We start from the raw sequence: 25039 nt of genomic DNA on the forward strand, positions 1-25039 counted from the left end.
TTTAATCTGCGTATGCAGATTTTTTTATTTTTTAAGCAATAAAATGAGTGTTATTATTCATATTTAATTATAATTAAATGATATGACTAATACTAAAACCATACTGATTTATACCTTAATTGCTATTATTTTTACTGTTGCACTAGCTATTGAAGGCTTGCTTATTTATTTAGCCATTAGAAAAAATAAATTGCAACACTATAAGAAAAATATTGAAAAATGAGCACGCAAAATCAAACACAGCAACTCAAATAATTCTGCTACGCTAGAGCGTTTTAAATCAATTTCGCAAACAGTGAATTTGCCCATTGATCTAGAGCAAAAGCTAATTAACTTATATAAACAAATGCAAAATTGCACCAAAACAATTTCACCTCTAATGCAGAATTTGAACATTTCAATAACAAAATACAATCTCAAACAAGCAAAACTAATTTACCCAAAAGTAAAAACAAATTTTCAAGAATTTGTCACATTAAATAGTGAATTTGAATCATTAAGCAACACTCTAAACACTCACTGAAACACAATTGAGATTGTGGCTCTTAATGCCTATGAAATGATCAAAACTCTTGAAAAAATTATTGAAGAAAGCAAAGATAAAATTCCTGTTTCGTATAAATCAATAAGCGAAGAGTTAAAAAAACTAAAACAACAAACAACATTGCTAGAGCAGCAAAAAGAATCTAAAAAAATTCAAGATGTTTCCGCTGAATTAAATGCTCATGATCGAAGATTAAGAACTTTTGCTGACAAGGTAAGTCATATTGAAAACATGGAATGATTGGCATTTAAACATTTACCTATGTTGTACGATAATATTAAGAATATTAAAAATCAAGCATCAAATCTATCTAAATTAAACGCAATGCTAATTAATATTCAAGACAATTTTGTTAATACGCCATACCAAAACACAATAACTTTAATCAGAGAATGATTATTCCTACACTACATTATCGATAAAACGAATAAAAATACTGAATCTTTTATTGATTTTGCCAGTCAAAATTATCCAACTATTATTCAATTTGCAATTCAATCTCAAGAAATGCTTAACAGAATAGAGAATTTTATTCAGCCAACCAAGCATTCACTTTGACAACATTTATTAGCTAAAACGCAAATATTGATTGATGATTTGCAAAAGGCTTTTGACAGTCTACAAAGCAAAAAAACAATTGCTCTGATTGATTTTCAAGCCCAACTAGATTCGGTTTTGCTGCTAGCTAATGAGTTAAATCAATTACTTTTATCACTTGAATCATTACAAATGCACCACGAATACAACAAATATTATTTAAACATTATTGAAAGCTGATATTTAAGCATTATCGCTCAACGTGCTAGCGTGGAAAATAGCACTCAAAACGAGTCAATGTTCAATGAGTTAGTATCTTTACATCAATATATATTTAGTAGCAAAAGTCAAAACATTTCAGTGGAATTAGCTAAATTTATTGAAAAAATGCAACAAACATACAAATTAATTACTAAAGCAAAAACATATGAATTTATGTGCGGAGAAATAATCAAAAAAATTGCTCGCTATCGCATTGAAAACGAGTCAGTTGATCACAATATAAATATAGCTATCGAAAAAATTAATTCAAAAAATTACTCACAAGCATACAGATTATTAATCAATACAATTAAAAAGGAGAAATTAAATGTACACTAAGATTTTAATTAGATACGGCGAGCTGACCCTAAAGGGCAAAAACCGTCAAAATTTCATTGATGCTCTGGCACGTAATATCACTAAAATTATTGGTGAAAAACCAATTGCAAAGTTTGACCGTATGTATCTTTCTTATTCACAGCACAACCTTGAAAAACTTCAATATATTTTTGGAATTAGCTCTTATTCTCCAGTAATTGAAGTAGAAAATGATAAAGATCAAATCTTTCAAGCTGCTAGCAATTTAATTGATTCAAATACTAAAACATTTAAAGTTGCAGCTAGACGTAATAACAAAAAATTTGAACTTAGTTCTCAAGAAATCAATATGCAACTAGGCGGATATATTTTGGATAAATTTAGCCACATTGGTGTTGACGTACATAACCCTGATTGCACTATTAATGTTGAAGTTAGAGACAAAAGCACATACATTTTTAAAGACTATACAATCGGTTTAGGTGGCCTACCAGTTGGAATTTCTGGGCGCGTATTGCACTTGATGAGTGGAGGAATTGACTCGCCTGTAGCGGCCTTTGAATTGATGAAAAGAGGCTTAGAAGTACATTTTCTTTCTTTTGTTTCTCCACCCCAAACTGACGAAAGAACTATTGAAAAAATGAAACAACTTATTGGTGTTTTAACAAATTATCAACCCAAAGCAATGTTTTATTTAATTGATTATTCACAAATATTGAACTATATTGCCTTAGTATCTAAGCCTGCCTTTAAAATCACTTTACTGCGTAGAAGTTTTTACAGATTAGCTTCTACATTGGCCGACAAACTACATTTTATTGCTCTTTCAAACGGAGAAAATCTGGGTCAGGTAGCTTCACAAACACTTGAATCTTTATCTGTGATCAATGAATCCAGCTCAAAATTGGTTTTAAGACCTCTTTTAACCAAAGATAAGGTTGAAACAATCAACATTGCTAAAAAAATTGGCACATACCCAATAAGCATAGTAAGTGCTAATGAAACTTGTGAAATGTTTGCGCCTAAAGAGCCAGTGACAAAACCGCAATTAAGTGCTGTTTTAGAGCTTGAAAAAGAATTATTTGAGCTTAACGACTTTGAATCGACTATAATTAATAATAGTGTAGAAGTAATTAAAATCGAAAAATAATTTAAGGAGTATATATGTCAAAGATTATCGATATTTATGCTAGAGAAATTTTAGACTCTAGAGGAAATCCTACAATTGCAGTAGAAGTAGTTACTGAGCTTGATGCAGTTGGAGTAGCAATGGTTCCTTCTGGAGCTTCAACAGGAACTAGAGAAGCTTGCGAACTTAGAGATGCAAACTTCCCAGAATTTAAAGACAACTGATATGGTGGCAAGGGCGTAATGCAAGCTGTTAAAAACGTTAATGAAATAATTGCACCAGAAATTATTGGTTATGAAGTTAGTGACCAAAGATTTATTGATTTAAAAATGATCGAATTGGATGGCACCAAAAATAAAACAAAATTGGGTGCTAATGCTATTTTAGGAGTTTCTTTGGCCGTTGCTAGAGCAGCTGCTCAAGAATGCGGATTGCCATTATATAAATACATCGGTGGTACAAATGCTAGAACATTGCCAGTGCCAATGTTGAATGTTATGAACGGTGGTGCACACTCATCTAACACCGTAGATATGCAAGAGTTTATGATTATGCCAGTAGGTGCAAAAAGCTTTAGAGAAGCATTGCAAATGGCCAATAAAGTGTTCCACAATCTAGGAAAATTACTGAAAAAAGAACACGGAACTACTGTAGGCGATGAAGGTGGATATGCGCCAAACCTAAAATCACACGAAGAAGTTTTAGACTACATGGTACAAGCTATTAAAGCGGCTGGACTAGTGCCTGCCACTAGAGGTGAAAAAGCGGTTGCGATTGCTATGGACCCAGCATCAAGTGAATTTTATGATGAAGTCAATAAAAAATATGTGTTTAAAAAACTTAAACAAGCTATTGATGAAAAACGTCCAGGTTTTGAACATTTACAAAATGTTAAGTTAGAATACACAACCGAAGAAATGGTTGATTACTATGAAAAATTAGTTGATAAATACCCAATTATTTCTATCGAAGACGGTTTAGCTGAATCTGATTGAGATGGCTTTAAACTTATGAAAGAGCGTTTAGGTGACAGATTACAAATCGTTGGTGATGATCTAACGGTAACTAACCAAGAAATTCTTAAAGAAGCAATCAAAAAAGATGTAATGAATTCAATTTTGATTAAATTAAACCAAATCGGATCGCTAAGTGAAACTCTTGACACTATGGAGCTAGCTCACAAAGCTGGATTTACATGCGTTGTGTCGCACCGTTCAGGTGAAACTGAAGATACAACAATAGCTGATTTAGCTGTTGCTTTGAATACAGGCCAAATTAAAACAGGTTCATTATCAAGAACAGATCGTATTGCTAAATACAATAGACTTTTAGAAATTGAAGAAGAATTAGGTGAAACATCGCGTTTTGATGGCGAAAGAACATACTTTAATCTAAAAAGACATGTAGAATAATAAGGCTTTTGCCTTATTTTTTATTGAATTTTATTGAAAAAATGAGGATTAATCCTCATTTTTAGTTTCTGGTTTAGATTCAACATTTTCTTGCTGTGAATGTTGATTTGTGGCCAGTGCATTTTTTTCTTTTTGTTCATCAATGTATTCAGCAATCAATTGAATAAAGAAATAAAGTATTAAACCAATAGAACCACACACTAGCGACACATCGGCAATGTTGAATGTTCCTAGTTCCCTGCCTTGCCATTTCTCTAGAAAGCTGGCAAAAATAATATCTTTAACATGACCTGAAAACATAAATCTATCAAGCATGTTGCCTACATTACCTGATGCAATCAAGGCAAACATAATAATCATCGTTTTAGAATCAGTTAAAAATGGAACCGCCAATAGTGCTAGAAAAATAATTACGCTAAGTGCTTGAATAATATAAACGGTTGTTTTACCTTTTCAGGGCAAAATGGTAACTCCGTGGTGTTCAACTGAGCGAATCCCAAATATAGCATTTACATACAAAACAGTGCGATCACCCTTAAAGTTTTCATAGTCTTGTCATTTAAACAATAAAGATTTAGTAACTTGGTCAAAAATAAGAAAAATCAAGAAAATTGACACAAAAATCAAGTAATTAATCAGTATTTTTTTCTTGTTATTTTGTCATTTGTTCTTTAATTCATTTCCATAATGCTTAAATTTATCTTTTAAATCTTGCTTGCGATCTGATCAAGTTTTTTTCTCTTTAACATTTAAGCCATCAACTTCTTTACTCATTATTTCCTCTTGAAGCTATAACTCTATTGCACAATGGGCATAAATCATTTTGAATTTGACTTGGCAAGAAGTGATTTCAGCATCTTTGGCATTTTAAAGATTCAAATGTTTCAACTTTTAACTCGTCGCCAAATTCAACTAAACCAACCATTAATAATTGTTTCAAATCCAATGATTCAATAAATTCAGATTTAGGTTTTAAAGTTAATTTAACTTCATTACTACGGTTGATTGAACCGTCTTTAATTGCTTTTTCAATTGCTAAGTTAACTTCATCTCTTAATTCAAAGAATTCATCTCATTGTTTAATTAGTTTGGTATCAACTTCTTTTTCACGCTGAATTGCTTCTAAATGTACTGAAATTTGTTTATTTTCTTTTGAAAAATGTTGATAAGCATCCTCAGCGGTGGTTGGTAGAATTGGAGCTAAAATTGTGATTAAAAACTCTGCAATTTCGTATAGGTTAGTTAAAGTCATACGACGATTAATTGAGTCAAATTCTTCAACATAAAGAATATCTTTAGTTATGTTTAGATAAAAACTAGAAAGCTCAATTACGTAGTTATTTAAAAGCTTAATACCATTAATAAATTTGTATTCATCAAATGATTTAAGCACGCTGGCACGCACATATTCAAGTTGCTCTTTAATAAACGCATGCACACCTTTACGTGGCAGTGAAGCTTCATAATTAAAGCCATCAAGATTACCTAGTAAAAACTTAATTGTGTTACGTATTTTTCTATAAATATCTGAGTTTTGATTCAAGATGGAATCAGAAATGGTTACATCATTTGTGTACTCACTGTTGGCTACTCAAAAACGTAAAATATCAGCACCGTGTTTTTGAATAACTTTAAACGGATCAACGGTGTTACCTTTTGATTTTGACATTTTTTCACCTTTACCATCTAAAACAAAACCGTGTGAAACTAAATTTTTATATGGAGCTATACCTCTAAAGGCAACAGAGTTAATTAGTGAAGAGTTGAATCAACCTCTATATTGGTCACTTCCTTCTAGATATAAATCATAAGGAGCTTCAATTTGGTCATCAATATCTACGGCTAGGGAAGTAGATCCTGAATCAAATCATACGTCCATAATGTCTTGTTCTTTTGTGAAACCTTTACCTCTGAATTCGTCAGGTAATAATTCATCAGCTTGTTTTTCTCATCAAATATCTGCACCGTTTTGCTCAATTAATTCAATAACATGATCAAAGATATGGGCATCAAACACTGGTTTTTCATCAGCATCATAGAAAATAATTAAAGGTACACCTCATGTTCTTTGACGTGAGATTGTTCATTCGCTATGATTTTGAATCATATTTGTAAGACGTTTTTTAGCTCATTCAGGATATGTATTGACATCAGTTAGTGAATCAATAATTTTATCTTTAATTTTGTCAATTGATACAAATCATTGCGGAGTTCCCCTGAAAATAATTGGTTTATGTGTTCTTCAATCGTGTGGGTATGAGTGATTTATTTTACCTGCTTGCACAAGAAGATTTCTTTGGCTTAATTCGTTGATTATTTGTTCATCGGCTTTTGAGTAATATTCACCTTGATACTTGCCACCTAGTTCACTAATTTTACCATCATCATTGATATGCATAATTTTGACTAAATCGTATTTGTTTCCGATTAAAAAGTCATCTTCACCAAACATTGGAGCAATGTGAACTAAACCAGTACCCGATTCAAGAGTAACGTGGTGACCTAAAACTACTGGACTTAAATTATTGTTTAGTGCACTAATGTATTTAGACCCAGAAATTTCGCTTGCAGGTAATGAATTGATAATTTCATAATTTTCTCAACCAAAAATCTTAGTAACTTTTTCTACAAGTTCGCTAGCAACGATGTATCTATGATCGTTGTATTTAACCAGTGAATATTCAAATGATTCACCTAAAGCAACTGCGGCATTAGCAAGTAAAGTTCATGGTGTTGTTGTTCAAATGATTAATCTATCGCCTGCTTGAAGGTTGGCACTTGAAGGTTGTACAAGTTCAAATGAAACATAAATTGAAGGGCTATCAATATCTTTATATTCGACTTCTGCTTCAGCTAATGCTGATTGAGAAGAAGGAGATCAAAATACAGGTTTTAAGCCTTTATAAACTAAACCATCTAGTACCATTTTTTTGAATAATCTCAATTGTTGAGCAACAAATTTAGGATCTAAAGTTACATAATACTTGCTAAAATCAGTTAAAAGTTGCATTTGCTTGAATTGTTCCATTTGGGCTTGAACTTGCCCTAAAGCATATTCTTTAGCTCTTTTTCTTAACTCCAATGGGGTTAATTCGTTTTTGTTAAGTTTTGCTTCTTGCAACATCTTGTGTTCAATTGGTAATCCGTGTGTATCTCAACCAGCAACGAAAGGAGAATAAAATCCATTCATAGATTTATAACGAACAATGATGTCTTTAAGAATTTTGTTTAAAGCGTGTCCAATGTGCAAGCTTCCGTTTGCGTATGGAGGACCATCATGCAACACAAAAGAAGCATTGCCTTTATTTTTGGCTAATACTTTTTGGTAAATTTCATTATCAAGTCATAATTGTCTAAATTCAGGTTCTTTTTTAACTAAATTTGCCCTCATATCAAAGTTAGTTTTGGGCATGTTTAGCGTATCTTTATAGTTTTTCTCCATAAATTGCTCCTTAATATAATTAATTTTTATATTATACCAAAACTATTATTTTGCCCGCAAGTTAGCAAATCAAAAATATCAGCCGTTTTTTGCTGATATTTACTGAAATTATTATTCTTTTACTGAATTTTTTTCTAATTGCTCAATCGAACTTACAGGGATAGTTTCACATTTAGAAAACATTCCAACCAGCCCTTTAAATGAGTTCGCAGGAATAGCTAAGTCATCAAGTTGTTCTGGCAATAAATTCAAATTAATTTTGTCAATTTGATCTGTTTGGATTTTGTGTACAAATTCTGGATCAGCAACAAACACTGAACTTAAGCCTACTAAATCACTATATTCAAAGGCTTCTAAACATTTATCAGGAGTGTTGATGCCACCCGATGAAATAATCGGCAATCTATTTTTAAAGTGTTCATATACAACTTTATTGATAAGTTGACCCTTGAATTCGCATTCTGATCTCACTTTATTCAAGTAGATATCGTGACCCCAGCTAGCAATTGCTAAATATGAAATTTTTCCTTTTTCAAGGACTTTATCAACTAATTGATTGAATTCTTCAACAGTATAACCTAAAACATCGCCGTATGTTTCTTCAGGTGTGGCTCTAAAGCCAAAAATAAAATCTTTATTTGCGTATTTATCAATAGTTTTGCGTATTGCTTCAACTACTTCTAAACATAATCTTGATTTATTTTCAAAGGTTTCAACTGAGTATTCATCTTTTCTTTTATTAACAACACGGCTAAAGAAAGTTTGAATCAATAAACGTTGTGCCATTGAAATTTCAATGCCGTCAAAGCCAGCTTTTATGGCCCTCAAAGTGGCGTCAGCATAATCTTGAACAATTTGTTTAATTTGGGCTTTATTTAATTCAAAAACCTCATGTTCAAATGGATAAAAATTTTTTTCGTATGAAGGGCCATACAAATGTTTGTATTTTTTTAGGCTAGCTTGTGAAAATTTACCAGCGTGTGCTAGTTGCAAAATCGCTAAATTTCCTTGAGATTTCATTGAATTTGCCAGTATTTTTAGCGATTCTATATCTTCATCACTTTTGGCACTATAGCCATAATCAAAAAGTTGGCCAAATTCATCAAAATATGTTCCGCCGCTAATTTGTAAAGGTGCACTGTTGGCTCTTCGTGCTGTATAAGCACTCTCTTCAGGAGTCATTTTCCCATCTATTGTGGTTAAATTCAGCGTCATGGGACTAAGTACAAAACGGTTTTTTAAAACATGATTATTCAAAACAAAAGGTTCGAATAATTTAGCATATTTACTCATTTTTTATTCCTCATCCATGATAATTTTGGCAATTTCCAATGGGTTAACTTCGTTGAAAAAGTATTCTTGTACATTTGCTTTAGCAAAAGCTTGTGCAAGATCTTCAACAGTCATTTTAGTGCTTAAAATGTCTTGCTCAAGCTGAGTTAAATCTTTTTTGGTAAAAAAGTCTCCGCTAATTTTGAATTTAGCAATTCTTTGACCTTCAACAGCTAAAGAAAAATTGATTGTACCAATAGCTAAACGTGCATCACGGTTATATTCATAACGTGGACTTAAACCATAGTTTCAGTCTCAGTTTTTGTATTTGGTGTTAACTAATTCATCAACTTGCTCTCAGTCTTTTTCACTCATTTCATAGCGTTTTATAGTTGATAAATCATCTGTTTTGAAAAGCTTTTTAATGAATAAATCTTTAAATTCAAAGATTGATAAATGTTTGTATTGTTCATCAAAATATTCGCTTAATGGAGCAACACGTTGTCTAACTGATTTAACACCTTTAGCTTCTATTTTTTTACGGTTTGGATTCAAAACATCAGTCATTGCGTCGTAGTCAACATTGTATAAAAGCGAGTTGCCACCATAAATAATGTCGTCAACTAGCATCATAGCAGCACCTGAAACTTTACGGCCATCAATTGTTAAATCATTTTTGCCGCTTTGAGTTACATTTTTAGCACCTAACTCTTTTAAAATTTCAATTGTTGGTTCATAAAATTTAGCGTAGTTGCCAATAATACTTTCGTGTTCATTATAGGGAATTAAATAGCATACATTAACTGAGTTTGAATCAATGTAAATTGCGCCACCACCAGTATTTCTACGTACAATTTCAAGGTTTTTTTCTTTTAAATATTTGAAGTTGACCTCAACTTCAGGGTTTTGGAAATAGCCAATTTGAATGTGTGGATCAGCAACACTTGGAAACACAATTGTGTCATCAAGTTTAAGGTGCTTCATAGCTCAAATTTGAATCGCTAGCCAATAAGCTCCATCCTTAATGTATTTGCCATTTCTAATTGGTTCTACTAAAATCATTTTCTTCCTTTAATAAGCTGGCAATAGTTTCTTTAATATCTTGAGTTCAGACTGTAGTTTTAGGTTTAAGTTCGGCTGGTAATCTATAAGATTTATTATTCATTGCTAAATAATGTGCATTTTGATATTTTTGGGTCATTTCTCAGAATGGATGTTTAATTAGCATTGGTGTAGAATAACCTACGCCAATTTCTCAAAATAAGATCTTTTTATCTTTATTTTGCTCAATAAAATACTCATATTTTGCTTTTTCTCCAAAAAAGCGTTCATCTTCAACCATCCCTTTGCCTTTTAGTCTTTTATTAACTTCTAAGAAGTCATTGCATTCAGGACAACGCGGAATGATATCCAAATCTACTTTCATGTTTTTTTGTTCAGCGATCATTTTACGCACCGCATCATCATTTGAATAACGGCGGTTATGGCACATTTGTGAACATTGTAGCAAGTTGTATTTACCTTGAATGTAAAAGATTTTATCTTCATCAAATTCAGCAGCTTCCAAAGCATTATCTGAGTTAGTTGTGATAATAAAATAATTTTTATTAGCTAAAAATTCTTTAAGTTTTAAAAAGCTTTCACTTGCCGGTTGATCAAAATAGTTTAACTCCATAAATCTTGAGTGGAATGCTCAATAATTTTGAATATTGTCAAAATGATAAACGCTGGCCTGCAGCATATCTAAAAACTTAAATTCGTCAATAAAATCCTTGAAATTTGCCTCAAAACGAGCCCCGGTATAACCAATGCCATCAGCGCTTGTCATACCTGAACCAATACCTAGAACTATTGCTTCAGCTTGTTCAATTAAATTATAAAGTTGCTTGATATTTGTTGACATATTAAAAGTCTTCTAATGATGCAAAAACATCTTTGTCAATATCGCTTAAAATCATAATTCAGCTTTGTGAATCATCGTGTGAGCTAACTAATGATGGTTTGTCTAATGCTGCTTTGTTTCATTCCACAACAGTTGCGTCTAGTGGCATTTTTAAAGTTAAAACTGCTTTAGAAGCTTCTAGCGCTAAGAATTCATCATTTGTGTGTAATTTAGTTTTGTCTGTGTTTTTAAATTGAACATGTCCAACAGTTCCAATATCATCTTGCATTTCTGGGGTCATTCTCAAGTAGTATTGGTCTTTTCCTTCGATTTTTTCAATAATTAAGTATTTAATAATCTTTTTCATTTTGATCTCCGTTTCTATTTTTAAAATATTGAGCAACAAGTTTTAAAGCCCTTTTGCGATCACTTAAATTTTGCATTGTTGGCAGCACCATTAAGTGATCAACTTTTAACTGTGTGCATAAATCATCTAGCATTTTTACATCCTCAACTGAACTCAATTTGAACACATTGCGGTAAAACTTATCAAAAAGTTTTTTGCTATCTTCATCGAAGACATACTGGTCTAATATTGCTTTTGTTGGATAAAACTCAAAGGCGTTAAAGTTGTGTCTAAATAGAGCCAATAATTTTGCGTTTAGGTCTATAGATTCAGTATTTTCGCCTGAAACAACGTTAACGCTTAAACCAATATCTGTAGGCTCATAGCCCCAAATTTTTTTGTATGTGTCGATGTAGGTGTTTATAACAGCAGATGCATAAATTTTTGATGGATTTAAAAATCAACCATAATTTATTTTGAATCCATTTTGTGCAGCAAAAATTGCACTTTCTTCAGATGTGATAAGCATCACTGGCGTAAAAGCTTTGTTAATGTGAGGATTAACTTTTAAGAAATTACGCTCTGTTTTAGAAGTATATGTAACAACCTCAAGCAATTTTTGATAATAAGAATTGCTATCTTGAACAGTATTGAACAAAGTTTTAACCTTTTCAGTTCCTGCGTTGCTCCCAAATCCAAAGATAAATCTGTTAGGGTGCAATAAATTCAGTGTATTTATTTGCTCAGCAACATTGAATGAAGGATAATGCTTTAACATTATTCCACCACAACCAAGTTTAATTGAATCTGTTTTGTTTGCTAAATGATTTAGAAGGATAAGCGGACTAGATATCACTAGCGAACCAACATCGTGTTGCTCGCTGATTCAGAATGAATAATAATTTAGATCCTGGGCATATTTGCACAATTCTAAAACATCGTTATATGTTTTTGAATTGTCTTGACTATAATCAAATAACCCATGCTCTAGTACACTTATCTTCATGCTTAAAATTATAAATTATTGACAAATTAAGTTCATTTTTTTGTTTGTCAATATGCAAAAATTGGAAACAATTCCAAATATTGCCTAAATTAGCAATTTATGAGTATTTCATACACGTTTTTTGTATAAAAATCAAAAAATTATTCGCTTACTTAAATATCATGTTTTAGGTAATTTAACAAAAAATTTTGTATGAAGACAAAAAAACAAGGCGTTTAAGCCTTGTTGATATTAAATTATTTTTTATTTTTGTTGTTTCAGGTTGCTTCTAAAAACTTGTCAAAAAGAGGGTTAGATTTGATTACACGAGTGGTAAATTCTGGGTGGTATTGAACACCTAAATAGAATGGGTGATTTTTAACTTCGCAAATTTCAGCCACTTTTAATTCTGGGTGAATACCTGAGAAAACAAATTCATCATCTTCAAGAGATTTACGGTATTTATCTGCAATTTCATATCTGTGTCTGTGACGTTCGTAAATTACATCACTACCATAAATTTGCTCCGCCAAAGTTCCTGGTAATGCTTGAACTTTATCCTCACCTAAACGTAAAGTTCCACCTAAATTCATTGTTTCGCCATTTTCGTAGAATGGAGTTAAAACAAATTCTTGCTTAATGCCTTTGACTTCAAACTCTTTACTTGTTGCGTTTTCAATACCTTGTCTACGTGCTTGAGCAACTGACATAGCTTGAAAACCTAAACAAATACCTAAAGTAGGGATTTTATGTGTTCTTGTGTATTCAGCAGTTTCAACTTTTGAATAAAAGCCACGTACACCAAAGCCGGGTAGAATCATTACACCGTCATAACCAGCCAGTTTTTCATCAATATTTTTAGGAGTTATATCGCTAGAATCAATTAATGTGTAGTTTAAATCAATATTTTGGTGAGCTGCAGCTATTTTTAAAGATGAAATGATTGATAAGTATGCATCTTCTAAGCCAGTATACTTACCAACAAGCAATAAATTAAGTGGTTTTTCGCGTTTAGCTAGATATTTTTTGGTAAATTCGTTTCATGTTTTATTTGCATTTGGATCGATTTCTTTTTCAATTCCAAAGTGCTCGTAAATAATTTTTACAATTCCACTTTTTTCTAAAAATAGTGGAATTTCGTAAATGTTAGCCTTGTCAGGAATGTTAATAACATTTTCTGGTTTAATGAAAGCGTTTTCGCTGACTTTTTTAATAATTGAGCTTTCAATCCCTTCTTGTGAACGAAGTAATAATAAATGCGGGTTGATACCAAATGAACGCAATGAAGATATTGAAACCTGGCTAGGTTTAGATTTGTATTCTTTAGAAGCTGATAAATAAGGGATAAACGCTAAGTGCGAAAACATTACATTTTTAGGGTATAAACTTGCAAATTTACTGATCGCATAAATGTAAGGGTTTGACTCAAGGTCACAAACAGTTCCCCCGATTTCAATTAGCATAAAATCAGGTTGTTTTTTATCTGCTAAAGACAAAATAATGTCAATGATTTCATCGATAACGTGTGGCACAATTTGCACGGTTTTTCCATGATAATCACCTCTACGTTCTTTTTCAAAAATACGGGTAAAAATTCTTCCTGTTGTAAAGTTTGATTCTTTGGTAAGTTTTACGTCAATAAAACGCTCATAGTGGCCTAAGTCAAGGTCAGTTTCGCCTCCGTCGCTAGTTACATAAACTTCACCGTGTTCAATTGGGTTCATAACCCCTGGATCAATGTTTAAATATGGGTCTAGCTTAAGCACAAAAATGTCAAATCCTTGAGCTTTTAATAAATTACCAACGCTAGCGGCAGTTACACCTTTTCCAAGTCCACTTAAAACACCACCGGTTGTAAAAATAAATTTAGTTTTCATACGCCTCCTGACAAATAATTAAAGTTATGTTGTAATTTTACAAAAAATATTGCTTTTTGTATATAAAAAGCAATAAAAAAAGCCCGATTGGGCGATTTAACAATCATATGGTGGCTCCGGCAGGAATCGAACCAGCGACACACGGAGCTTCAATCCGTTGCTCTACCTACTGAGCTACAGAGCCATGGCGGTCCAGACGGGAATCGAACCCGCGATCTTCTCCGTGACAGGGAGACGTATTAACCACTTTACCACTGAACCAATTGGTGGCGGAGGTTGGACTTGAACCAACGACCTCAGGGTTATGAGCCCTGCGAGATACCGAGCTTCTCCACTCCGCGATATGGATTTAAATAGGTGCCTTTGCTAGGCAAATGGCGGGTGATGAGGGATTCGAACCCCCGCGGGCCGTGAAGCCCCTGCTAGTTTTCAAGACTAGTCCCTTCAGCCGGACTTGGGTAATCACCCGTGGTGGACCTAACTGGATTCGAACCGGTAACCGACCGGTTATGAGCCGGTTGCTCTAACCGTTGAGCTATAGGTCCATAACAGTTAGATTTCCATATTGGTAGCGTCGAAGAGAGTCGAACTCTTGACCTTCCGGGTATGAACCGGACGCTCTAACCAACTGAGCTACAACGCCATAATGGTGGAGGATATGGGATTCGAACCCACCACCCCCTGCGTGCAAGGCAGGTGCTCTAGCCAAATGAGCTAATCCCCCAATGGTGAAGAAGACAGGATTTGAACCTGCGACCACTTGGTCCCAAACCAAGCGCTCTACCAAGCTGAGCTACTTCTCCGCTTGTCTTTTGTGCTAAAAGCAAGATTATTATAACACATAAAAACGAAGTGCAAAATTTTTTAAAACTTTTTTTGTTAATGCGCCTACCTTATTTATTAATGATATTTAAGCAGGAATGTAATAAAATATTTGCAATAGAATTATGGAGTAAATTATGAAAAAACAAATTAAATTATCAGATATTTTATTTAATGAATTCAAACGTGATTTAAGCATTGAACAAACACAATTGCTTAAATATTTACAAATTGATAATATTGCTGAATTAAATCCAGTATGTTTGTTTAGAATTATTAATCAAAATACTGGTGAAGAAATAGTTGCAAAAATCAAAAAAATAGATCAAAACGTTAGTTTTATTGAGCAAAAACTAAGCATTAATGATTTTGATACATTTGTTTTTGATATGGACGGTACATTACTAGATCAAAACAAAAATATAGTGCCGGCTAACTTAGAAATGCTAAATAAATTAGCTAAAATGGGTAAAAATATTTGTATCGCTACTGGTAGAGCCATTTTTATGCTAGATAATTATTTAGATAAAATTCCTTACAATAAACCATTTTTATGTGCTAATGGTGGTATGGTATATGACCACAAAAGCATGCAAATGATTTCCAACTTCAATATTAAACATGAAGATGCATACTTATTAATGGATAAGTGTGAAGAATTAAATCTTGGTTATTATGTATTTTGAAGCAACGGATTGGTGGGAGTTAATGTTGAAAATTCTGTAGATTTTAAAACTAGAGATTATTCAAAAATGATGAAACCAGAATTTTGAAAACTTAATCCCGGCAGATCGTTTTTGGATGATAAAAAAATATGCAAAATTTTAGTAACTTTTGATGCACATCAAGTCGATGACATAGCAAAATTTGCTGAGTATGTTAAAAACTTTAAATCACTAATTGGGGTACAAACACAAAAAAACTTTTTCGATGTTGGTGAACCAAGCTCAAAAGCTTTAGCCTTAGTGTCAATTAGCAAAGATTATGATATTGATCTTACTAAAACTGTTGCTTTTGGTGATGCTAATAACGATGCACCTACTTTTGAAGTAGCAGCTCTATCGTGTGCTCCGTTAAACTCAATGGAAAATGCTTTGAATGGTGCTACATTTGTTTCACAAAAAACATCAAATGAAGACTGAATTGCAGATTTTATTGAAATGCAATTAATAAACAAAAAGTAATTTTTCAATAAATTTTGTTTTAAAAAAATCAAAAAATTAACATTTTTCAGATGTTAATTTTTTGTTAGATTTATTTAATGCATCATCTTAATGCTGTACAAAATAATTTTTGACATTTAAACATTAATACCGTATCTTTATTTGTGTAGCAAAACGTATAAATTAATTTGTTGTTACAACAGGAGTTCTTCAACCCTCATGAGGTTTTAATGGATCTTGACTAATTATTTCAGCTCATCCATGTTTACTCTCAGATCAGAAGGATTTTGAGTTTATTAGCAATGTTTGGCTATTTAATTTATACAAATCATTGAAAAATGATCAATTATTTTTAAACTCATTATATAAATCTAGTTTATATTTATAAGATTCGTGATTAGCAAAATCGACAAAAACGGCAACTTTTTGATTTTTATATTGCGAAACTAAACTTGAAATATCTATTCTTATATTAGAGTTTATTTGCTCATTATCAGAAACGGTTTTTAGGGTTGTTTTTTTAATTAAGAAAAATCTTATAAAATTGATTCCACTGAGAGTTTGAATATCGTAGTCAACTAAATATTCGTTGATATCAAAATTACCTTTTACATTAATATCTACAAACGTTGCTACTGAGTTATCATCTAATTTACTGCTTTCATTTGGGTTGTTTCAGTTGAAATATAATTTATTTATATTCACACTTACAAGCCTATTATTTTTTACATACTTATTTGTTGAAGAAAAGTTGTTGTTAAGTATGCGCGAGCGTAAATCTGAGGCATTAAAATCATCATTAGCTAACATTTTTTGGGGATCATATGGAATATTAATATTTTCTAGTTTGCTCATCAATGCAAATTTAGATAAATTTTTGAAATCATTATAGCTAGAATTATTTGTTGGATTTGATTTAATTTTATCAATGATTTCGGGTATTTTTTGGTCTAATAATGTAATTTCAACAGGATGATTTTTATATAGATCGTCAAATATTTCTTTCTTAATTTTTGGATTTATTATTCAAGCGGAAAGCTCCGAAATATTATTACTTTTTTAAACATTTGTTGATCTAAATAAATACTTTTTAGCAAATCATTGAAAGGTTGCACTTCATTATCACTATGACTTACATATAAAATATCATAAATTCTATCCCTTAGCAATCTCATTTGTTGGTTATTCAATTCCCCTTGCAACACATCAACCAAAAGTTTGATGTCTACCGCATCACTAATAGGTCTAGCGCCCTCACTTATATGCAGTTTGGTCTTAATTAAATCAGTTGCTTTTTAATGATTATTTGAACAAGAAACTACAGAAGAAGTAATAAATAATGCTGGCGTAGATATCAATAATGCATTTTTAACTATTTTCATTTGCTACCTCATCAAAAGTTGAGACAAGTTCTCAATTATGGTTATTTATTACGTATTTTTTGTATATTTGTCTTAGTTTCGAAATGTATTTCAGATATGGTTGAATTCGTGGGTGATTTTTGATTATTGAATTAATTGATGTGTATTGCGATAATTCAAGATAATCAGAGCTTAAGTAAAATATATAATTTAACAATACATCTAAATAATATTTTAATTCTGATAGACTAATCTCAAAATTGTAATCCGATCCATTTGAACTATTATTTATATCAAATCTTAATTGTTCAACCTCAGTATGTTTTGTGCTACTTATTTTTTCATATACTATCTCCTTATATAGCAAAAATTATACTCCCGCCAAAAATAGCTAAAAATTTTTGTGGAAGTGTTCCACATTTTGACTTTTTGCCTTATAAATAAGCTTTTCAATAAAAAAACTAGCCTGTTGAAATAGCTAGTTTTTTAAAAATATTTGGTTAATTTATTAATTTTGTTTTTTTCTTCTACGACGGTTAATTAATATACCAGCTAATACAGAAATTCCCAGTGTTATGACTGCTAAAATAATGTAGATATATCAACCTGAGCCTTTTGTTTCATCTGTGCTTGGAGTTACATTTGAAGCATTATTTGAATCTTCAGTTTTACTTGCTGAAATTACATCATTAATTTTTGATTCGATTTCAGTTAATTTTTCAATTGTTTTAGCCTGATTGATTTCATCTTGAAACTCGTCTTTTTGTGCTTGGTTAGTTACTTGATCAAGTTTTGTTTCTAATTCAGCTTTTTTAGTTTCAAAAATGATAATTTTGTCAGCTTGCTGATCAAGCACTGATGTTTGATCAGTAGTTAATGCTTTATCTAACTCATCTAAAATTTGTTGTTTTTTAGTAATATCTTTGATTAAATTAACTTTAGCTTTAACTAAATCGCTAGCTTGTTTTAATTCGCTTAGCTTTTGTTCAGCCAATTTAGTTGATAATTCATCAAGTAAAGCTTTAATGTTTTCTTGGGTAGCATTATCAATACGTGTGGCAAAATCGCCTTTGTCTTTTATTTGCTCTAAAATTGATCTAGCAGTTGTTTTTGCTTTATCTAGAGAATCAGCAGCAAGTACAAGAGCATCTTGTTTAGATTTAATTTCAGCAATAATTGCGTTTGCATCTTGTTTTGAAATTTGCGCTGGCTCTTGCAACAAGTTGTTTAATTTTGCAAAAGTATCTTGATAAGGTTTATATGACTCTGGTGTGTAAATTCCATTTTCGTTTGAAATTTGACTAAAACTTAACTGTTTTAGTTCATAAATTTTGCTATCTCTTTGCTCATTAGCTTGATTTAAAGCAGATTTAAGTTGATCTAAAGCCTGTTGAAGTTGTTCTTTTGTTGCGTTTGAATTGGCTGCTATGGCTTCATTAGCTTGTAAAGAATCTTTAACTAATTTAGCTTCTTCAGGTCATTTAAGCTCAAATTTAGCTAGGAAAGTATCTGCCAATTGTTTTGTATCGTTATATTGAGAAGCAATTTTACCTAAATCGTTTTGTTTTAGTCTAGATACTAATCTATCAAATTTTGTGTTTAATTCTTTAAATTCAATAGGTTTTGTATTTGTATCAGCAACTTTTTGCTTAATTTGTTCAACTAATGTTTTTAGATCTTGATATCCTTGAGCTTCAAAGTGCTTTTCATTTAAAGCATCAAATTTATTAGTGTTTAATGTTGCTTTTTGTTTTTGTAAATCAGAGTCCGCTAATGCGTCTTTAGCCTCATTATATTTAGCAATTAAATCATCAATTTGTTCTTGAGTTAAATTTTGTTTTGAATCCAATGCAACTTTTACATTATTGTAAGCGTCTAGGTATTTAGAATATGAATCTGGAGTATAGATTTCATCATCATTTGAAATTTTAGTATCAACAATTTGTTGCAGTTTTTCGTAATTACCCTTACTTGTTGCGTCAGCAATGGCTTTTTCAACAAGTTTTTTCACTGAATCCACAGTTGATTGTTTTACATAAGGTGAATTAATTACGTTTTGTGCAATTTGTTTAGCTTGTTCATACTCATCTTTAGAATCTTGTGTTCAAGAATCATAATTTGTTGGTTGAGTATTGATTAAGTTTGTCAATTCGTCTTTATTTACGTTTGTATTTGTGTTTGTATCGATTGCTTGAATTTCAGCAATTGAAGGTCTTTTATCGCTTCAAGCAAATTTAAGCGCTTTAATTTTTTGATTTTCGCCTAAAGGCAATCTAAAGTCAGTAACGTCGTGTGACAATGTACCTAATTCAACTTCACTTTCTTGGTTTGTTGTTTTATCAACAACAATAGCTTTAACAACCGCATTTGAGTTTTCACCTTTAGTGATGATTCTTAAGTCTTTATTATTGAAGTAATTTTCTTTTACTGTGTAAGTTAAATCACCATTAGCTTTAGCTGGTGTATAAGCTGTATTTAAGTAGTTATCATCAAGTTTTGCTGGTGTAGAGTTTTTGTCAACTTCAGCATGGTTATTTCCACTGAATCTTGAGTCATTTTCTAGGCTGATGTATGTTCCTTTATTAACTACGATTTCAGTAATGTTGAATCATCTACCTTCAGGGTAGTTAGCTTTAAGCACAAATTTAATATATCTGGCACGACCGCCACCTACATTATCATTTCCTCAGTATCTTTGGTTTGGATAGTTTAAATCAATTGCACCTTCTTCAGTTAAGTATAAGTCAAGGTTTTGGTTGGTGTCAATTTTATCATCGCCAACTTCAAAAGCTTTTGTTCAATCAGCTTCGTTTTCCGTGTCTTTTGTTGAGAAATATACATCAATATCTCTTGGGTAGTCTCAAAAGGCAGTTCCTGCGTAAATTCTAATTGATTCTAGATTTACTTCAGCACCTAAATCATATACAATGTATTGCCCTTTATCTAGAGAACCGGCAATAATAGTTGATGTATTTAAGTCACCATCAAAGTTGCCCAAGTTGTGTCTATAGTCATTAAAGTGTGAAATATTGGTTTTGTGTAATTTACCAAAAATTAGGTTTTGAGGGTTATTAGCATTGGCAACACTAATTCCTGAATTATTTTTTTGCTCTTCTGAGTTTATAACAAAGTTTGTTACTCTTAATCAAGAATTTTCAGTGTTTTCTTCTAAGTTGGTTACTCTAACTGCAACTACATTTTGAACGTTAAGGCCGTTCACTTCGTATGGAGTGTTATCAGTTTTATTAACTTCTGTGTGTCCATTTAAATCCGTTCATGTTTCGCTATTTTCAACTTTGTATTGAATTTTGAATTTTTTGAACTTATCGTTGCCATCGCCCATTTTAATGTACAGAGAATTTAGAGTGATTGGTTTATTGATCGTTGCTTCAAAATAGTCATCTTTTTTAACTCTGTTATGTGCACCATCATGTGAACTACTATATACTTCTTGACTTGTGTTGTCTAATCTAAAAACATCTCCTGATGAACCTTGTTTAACTTGTCTATTGGTGCTAAATGTTGCATTAAAGTGTGATCGATCCAATATTTCATTATAAATATCGGTTGCAACTTTTTTTACTTCTTTTAGCAATGGTTGAATGTGTTGAGAACCTACTTCAGCGTTAAATGAATAGTCTAAGTAGTTGAAACGGTATGAACGTGATTTTTCAATTAATTCTAAAGCATTATTGTATAGTTCTGTGTATAAATCATCATTTTTAGTTGCTGATTTATTTTCTTTTAGCGCTTCAAGATAAAGTGCTAATCCATTGAATAAATCTTTAGCAGAATTAATTCAAGGCATGATTTCTTTTAATAATTTAGCATTTTGTTTTGATGCTTGTAATCTTGTAGCATGTTTTACAACTGCTTTGAATTTATTGATTAAAGAATCAATTTCTTCTAATGAGTATGATTTGTCAGCCAATTTGGCTTTAAATGTGTTTAATTCTTCTTTTAGTTCAACTGATTCTTCTAGTTTAACACTTGAATCACTAGCTTTATTAACTAAATGTTTAGCTAGTTCTCTTAGTGCTATTGATTCTTGAGTTTCTAGTTTTGAACCATTGATTAAGTGATTGAATGAAGCATCTAATGTCTTAGCAATTTGTTCTTCATTATTTCAGTTTTTTCATGAATAGCTAGCAGCACCAAATAGTGCAATTCTTGAAGCTTGTGCTTGTTGCATTGGAGACACTAAAACACCATCAATTTTGTCTTTACGATCTTGAGTAGTGAACGTGTCTTTAAAACCACCTAAAACAAGGTTTGCCTTAGATTTATCGTTTGCCGCCCAGTCAAAAAGTAATACAGGTTTACGGTTCGCGGTTTGTTTAAAGTTTTCTAAGTAAGCGTTTTCATCGTAGTTTTTAATATTTTTAACATTGTTTCCTGAAACAACAATCTCAACTTCGACTGGTAAAGTATTGAAATAGTTATCAGCTTCGGATTTGTATTCATTTACCAATAATTTAATGTTAGTGTTTAGATCAGTATATGTATTTTTAAGCTCTTTTAGTCAAGCAACTAAATCTTCCAGCAGTTTCTTTTGGTATTCTTTGTAGGTTGCATTTCTTCTTGCATCTTGAGCTTTGTTATCACCTGAATTATCGCCTTGAAGTTCATAGAAAGGCTTAATAAAATCGTTGGCTAAAAGACCTATTGAACGAGCTCCAGCTTCAATAACTTGGCTAAATTTGTTTTTTAAAGCAGTTAAATCAGCTTCATAGTTTGCAATTGTAGGGATTTGTCTTGCAAATGGGTGTAATGTATACACAAAATCTATGTGATTTTGTTTACTTTTTTCGATTAAAGGCTTAATATCATTATCCAATTCACTTTGAGAATATAAATCTCTTCATTGTAATCAGTGTTTTGAGTCTTCTTTAGATGCATACACGTAGCTGTTTAGCTTGTAGTGTGAAGCTCACTCTAAATACTCAATTCTTTGTTCTTTGGTTCATTGTGAGCCAAAAAAGCCTTCAAAAATACCACGCATTCTAACATCTGCATAGTCCTCAATGCTAAATTCTTTGATCTCTTGACCATTCAATTGGCTAAAAACGTGTCATAAAGTTGTAGCACCATAAAATGCAGCCTTGTTATCTTTAGCTAACAGAGTAATTTTGTTAGTAACGTTGTTTAGAATGTAACTGTCATTTTTTTGTTTTAATTCATCACTAAATTGAATGTTATCGGCTTGAGCTAATTCATCAACTAATGTATCTGCGTTATCTTTAGTACCAACTAGAATGTTAGTTTTGCCTTCAATAACACGTCTAGATCTACTAAAACTAATGTTTTTTGAAATCAATGAGCTTTCTAAACGTTTAATAGTAGCTTGATCAACTCCATCTTCATACACAATATTAACGTTGTCAGTGATTATGTATTTTTTGCCATTGTACTCAATTTTTTGTACATTTGGATAAATATCATATTCATTGGCTGTTGGTTGATTAGCTTGAGCTGTTGCACTAATTGTAGCAGTTAAACCCACTGAGCTAATAATACCTAATACAGCACTAAATTTCTTCTTTGATTTCATAATACCTTCCTTATATAGATTGCTATATTATAATACATAACTGTATTTATTGTATATTTTTCATTATACCGTTTTAACGTGTACAAAATATCAAAAAGAACGCCTCCAGGCGTTCAATAGCTAAAAAACTAAAATTGCATAATTTATTCAACAATATACTCAAAATTATTTCTTTTTGCAAATTCACTTACTAATTGATTAAAGCTTTTTGTAATTAAACTAGTGCGTGGCGAAACACTCACGAAAGCGTTAGGATCAATGCTTGTTAGTGAATTTGGTAAATAAACTTTTTGTAAATTTGGTAAATATTTAAATACTTCGGCGGGAATAATGCTGATGCCTTCGTCTAATTTAATTATTCTAAGATTATCCTTAAATGAAACTTCTTGACCTTGTAATTTTGTATTTGCATGAATTTGTAAAATTGAATTAGCTTGTGCGATTGCTAAAAGTTGAGAATAGTCGTTGTTGTATAAATTACCTTTATAGCTGGCAAATGAATAATTTCCAGGTTCTACATCAATAAATTTTAATGAAGCGAGATTAAATAAATCTTTTGCGTCATACATTTGACTAGCACGTTGATGCAACGTTATTTTATTTTGTTTATATGCTGAAGGTGTATACAAAATGCGACTAAAATCTTTGCTGTATAAAAGAGCGTCAAAAGTAGAATAATTTGGGTTAGTTTCACTTGCAGTTATTGCTTCAAGTGAACCTTTTGTTCCTTCGTATTCAAGATTGTTGATATTACCACCTAATTGAATAGATTTAATGCTCTGTGAATTCAAGATTGTATTGGCAATATTTTGCACTTTAAACGTTCCTAAAGTGTCTGGAACAATTACATTTTGAGCACTTGAGTTTTTCAATGCTACGCCTTTTCAGTATTCATATTGATTATTTTCAAAGTTATATGTGTAATTCAATACTCTAATGGCTTTATGGTCATTAGAAATTTGGCGTGAATCCATGCGTTCATATTTACGGCTCACTGAACCTCAGGTTGCATCTGAATGATATCACTGATTGGTTTCTGGATCTTTAATCAAGTTTCATTGGTGATCTCCAGCTGAAGATCAACCAATGACCATTACACTTTTAACACCAATCATGTCTAGTCATTCTTTATATAAAGAGCTATATCCACCACAAACTGCGTATTTGTGTTGAATGATTTCTCAAGGATTAATACGTGGAAAATTATTGGCGTTAGCATATTTAACATTAGTTGCAATTCAGTCAAAAATAGCATCAATTTTGTTTTTTAAACTCATGCCAGCTTTTAAAACTTTGGTTTCTAAAAAGTTTCTAACATTTGCTTTTTGTTCTTGTGTGTAGGTAAAATCTTCAAGCGACTCAATAAAACTGTCACCACCATATGAAATAAAATCAATTGCTTCTTGATTAATTGCTGCGTTTGCTTCATTAACGCTACCATTTTGTTTTTTGGATACTGCATTTATTGCATCTAATTCAGGAACATTATTACTATTAGCTGGTGTGTTGGTATTTTGAGGATTATTTTTGTCATAATTTTCACCAGCTCAGCTAGGTTTAATATCAGGTTGTGACTTAAGAGTTTCTTTTTGTTCGCTCAATGTTTTATACACATTTTGCAATTCTGATGAGTATTTTTTCAATAAATCTTGGCTTTTTGGATCTTTAGACATAGACTCAATAGAACCAAAATTATGAATAAATTCGTATGCGGTGTCAATCAATGACTCATATTTATATTGAGCTTCATTTTTCAATGATTGGGCAAAAGTTAATAATTGAGTTTGTTGTTCTAATATTTGCGATTTAAGGTTATTTTGATCTTGTTTTACATCTTCAGGTTTGGCTTCTGGTTTTTTGTCAGCCTCATCTTTTTTATCTTCTTTTTCATCGCTTTTATTGTCAGTGTTATCTTTTTTGCCTAAATCATCTTTTTTATCTTCTTTTTGATCCTTGCCTTTATCTTCGCTAGTTTTTTTGCTGTCTTCAGATTTAGTTATCTGAGTATCTTTTTGTTCAGAAGGTTTTTTAATTTCAGTCTTTTTTTCTTGAGTATTATTGCAAGCTGAACTTAAAACTAACCCAGAAGTTAGGCTCAATCCAGTAGAAATAAGTAAGAGATATTTTTTCATGCTTT

At 31.6% G+C, this 25039-nt stretch carries 16 protein-coding genes and 8 tRNA genes; 4 read left to right on the top strand and 20 right to left on the bottom strand.

The window, feature by feature from the left end:
* Positions 1–82 precede the first annotated feature (82 nt).
* Genes T329_RS0102940 through eno form a run of 3 tightly spaced genes read left to right on the top strand, consistent with a single transcriptional unit; the run spans position 83 to position 4201 of the window.
* Positions 83–1681, top strand: a complete 1599-nt coding sequence (locus T329_RS0102940) for a hypothetical protein (protein WP_029608947.1) — start codon at positions 83–85, stop codon at positions 1679–1681.
* Complete coding sequence (thiI, locus tag T329_RS0102945) at positions 1671–2810, top strand: tRNA uracil 4-sulfurtransferase ThiI (RefSeq protein WP_029608948.1); 1140 nt, start codon at positions 1671–1673, stop codon at positions 2808–2810. Before T329_RS0102940 ends, thiI begins: the two co-directional genes overlap by 11 nt.
* A 14-nt stretch (positions 2811–2824) precedes the next feature.
* Positions 2825–4201: a phosphopyruvate hydratase gene (eno, locus tag T329_RS0102950; RefSeq protein ID WP_029608949.1), complete on the top strand. Its 1377-nt coding sequence runs from the start codon at positions 2825–2827 to the stop codon at positions 4199–4201.
* Between the two features lie 48 nt (positions 4202–4249).
* Here the strand turns inward: eno and T329_RS0102955 are convergent, their stop codons facing one another.
* The 16 genes from T329_RS0102955 to T329_RS0103030 all read right to left on the bottom strand — a co-directional run bounded on the left by T329_RS0102955 (position 4250) and on the right by T329_RS0103030 (position 14808).
* Complete coding sequence (locus T329_RS0102955; protein ID WP_051630146.1) at positions 4250–4975, bottom strand: signal peptidase II; 726 nt, start codon at positions 4973–4975, stop codon at positions 4250–4252.
* Complete coding sequence (gene ileS / locus T329_RS0102960; protein WP_029608951.1) at positions 4968–7643, bottom strand: isoleucine--tRNA ligase; 2676 nt, start codon at positions 7641–7643, stop codon at positions 4968–4970. Before ileS ends, T329_RS0102955 begins: the two co-directional genes overlap by 8 nt.
* Before the next feature lie 111 nt (positions 7644–7754).
* Positions 7755–8936, bottom strand: coding sequence for an NADH-dependent flavin oxidoreductase (locus T329_RS0102965; RefSeq protein WP_029608952.1), 1182 nt, complete (start codon positions 8934–8936; stop codon positions 7755–7757).
* A gap of 3 nt (positions 8937–8939) precedes the next feature.
* Positions 8940–9977 carry a lipoate--protein ligase gene (gene lplA, locus T329_RS0102970; protein ID WP_029608953.1) on the bottom strand — a complete coding sequence of 346 codons (1038 nt, stop codon included), beginning with the start codon at positions 9975–9977 and terminating at the stop codon, positions 8940–8942.
* A complete protein-coding gene (locus T329_RS0102975) occupies positions 9955–10818 on the bottom strand; it encodes an SIR2 family NAD-dependent protein deacylase (protein ID WP_029608954.1) in 864 nt (287 codons plus the stop codon). The genes lplA and T329_RS0102975 overlap by 23 nt, the downstream gene beginning before the upstream one ends.
* A gap of 1 nt (position 10819) precedes the next feature.
* Positions 10820–11164, bottom strand: a complete 345-nt coding sequence (locus tag T329_RS0102980; protein WP_029608955.1) for a glycine cleavage system H family protein — start codon at positions 11162–11164, stop codon at positions 10820–10822.
* On the bottom strand, positions 11148–12149 hold the full coding sequence (locus T329_RS0102985) for an MsnO8 family LLM class oxidoreductase (RefSeq protein ID WP_029608956.1): 1002 nt from the start codon (positions 12147–12149) through the stop codon (positions 11148–11150). Before T329_RS0102985 ends, T329_RS0102980 begins: the two co-directional genes overlap by 17 nt.
* A gap of 236 nt (positions 12150–12385) precedes the next feature.
* Entirely contained in the window at positions 12386–14005 is a 1620-nt protein-coding gene (locus T329_RS0102990; RefSeq protein ID WP_029608957.1) for a CTP synthase, read from the bottom strand.
* 108 nt (positions 14006–14113) lie between these two features.
* Positions 14114–14189, bottom strand: a tRNA-Phe gene (locus T329_RS0102995).
* A gap of 1 nt (position 14190) precedes the next feature.
* A tRNA-Asp gene (locus T329_RS0103000) sits at positions 14191–14266 on the bottom strand.
* Positions 14267–14269: 3 nt separating this feature from the next.
* Positions 14270–14346, bottom strand: a tRNA-Met gene (locus T329_RS0103005).
* A 34-nt stretch (positions 14347–14380) separates the two neighbouring features.
* Positions 14381–14473, bottom strand: a tRNA-Ser gene (locus tag T329_RS0103010).
* Position 14474: 1 nt separating this feature from the next.
* A tRNA-Ile gene (locus T329_RS0103015) sits at positions 14475–14550 on the bottom strand.
* 21 nt (positions 14551–14571) lie between these two features.
* Positions 14572–14648: transfer RNA gene (locus T329_RS0103020), tRNA-Met, on the bottom strand.
* 4 nt (positions 14649–14652) lie between these two features.
* A tRNA-Ala gene (locus T329_RS0103025) sits at positions 14653–14729 on the bottom strand.
* A 2-nt stretch (positions 14730–14731) separates the two neighbouring features.
* Positions 14732–14808 (bottom strand) — tRNA-Pro (locus T329_RS0103030).
* A 156-nt stretch (positions 14809–14964) separates the two neighbouring features.
* On the opposite strand from T329_RS0103030, the gene T329_RS0103035 reads away from it, so the two are divergent.
* The gene (locus tag T329_RS0103035; RefSeq protein WP_051630147.1) at positions 14965–16011 is read left to right on the top strand and encodes a Cof-type HAD-IIB family hydrolase; all 1047 of its coding nucleotides are present in this window, start codon (positions 14965–14967) and stop codon (positions 16009–16011) included.
* Between the two features lie 162 nt (positions 16012–16173).
* Here T329_RS0103035 and T329_RS0103040 read toward each other — a convergent pair whose 3' ends face one another.
* The 4 genes from T329_RS0103040 to T329_RS0103055 form a co-directional block, all read right to left on the bottom strand.
* On the bottom strand, positions 16174–16845 hold the full coding sequence (locus tag T329_RS0103040) for a hypothetical protein (RefSeq protein ID WP_029608959.1): 672 nt from the start codon (positions 16843–16845) through the stop codon (positions 16174–16176).
* Between the two features lie 513 nt (positions 16846–17358).
* Complete coding sequence (locus tag T329_RS03885; RefSeq protein ID WP_156933796.1) at positions 17359–17718, bottom strand: hypothetical protein; 360 nt, start codon at positions 17716–17718, stop codon at positions 17359–17361.
* Positions 17719–17859: 141 nt separating this feature from the next.
* Entirely contained in the window at positions 17860–22902 is a 5043-nt protein-coding gene (locus T329_RS03685) for a beta-N-acetylglucosaminidase domain-containing protein (RefSeq protein ID WP_036461473.1), read from the bottom strand.
* A 143-nt stretch (positions 22903–23045) separates the two neighbouring features.
* Positions 23046–25034, bottom strand: a complete 1989-nt coding sequence (locus T329_RS0103055) for a transglutaminase domain-containing protein (protein ID WP_029608960.1) — start codon at positions 25032–25034, stop codon at positions 23046–23048.
* Positions 25035–25039: the final 5 nt, after the last annotated feature.

This window comes from Mycoplasma simbae ATCC 49888 (assembly GCF_000702705.1).
In the GTDB taxonomy this organism is placed as follows: Bacteria; Bacillota_I; Bacilli_A; order Mycoplasmatales; family Metamycoplasmataceae; genus Mycoplasmopsis; species Mycoplasmopsis simbae.